Source organism: Shewanella electrica, from assembly GCF_022321485.1.
Lineage (GTDB): Bacteria > Pseudomonadota > Gammaproteobacteria > Enterobacterales > Shewanellaceae > Shewanella > Shewanella electrica.
Window position 1 is genome coordinate 1 of the sequence record NZ_JAKOGG010000183.1, and the last position, 280, is coordinate 280.

The window sequence follows — 280 nt, forward strand, 5'->3', positions numbered from 1 at the left end:
CGGCGTGGGTAGCATTCCTGCCCGGCATTCTGGACCGAATGAAATTCACCCACGGTCTGGTCGCCCACTCGCATCTGGCCATGGCCGGCTTCACCACCTCCTTTTGTGCGCTGCTGCTTCGGCTGACGGGAAACCGCTTTGGCGGCCTTTCCTCGGCCATCGCATGGAATATCGCCGCACTTACCATGGTCGTCGTACTTGCCGCCACCGGGTGGGCGGAGAGCGCCGGCGTGGCGTGGATGGCAGAGGCACCGCCATGGCGGACCGTGGCCTTCGTCGT

General features: G+C 65.0%; 1 protein-coding gene. It reads left to right on the forward strand.

Annotated elements, in window-relative coordinates; translation table 11 throughout:
- Positions 1-38 precede the first annotated feature (38 nt).
- Positions 39-280 (forward strand): hypothetical protein (locus tag L9G74_RS24070; RefSeq protein ID WP_238898580.1); only part of this gene is annotated, 242 nt, incomplete at its 3' end.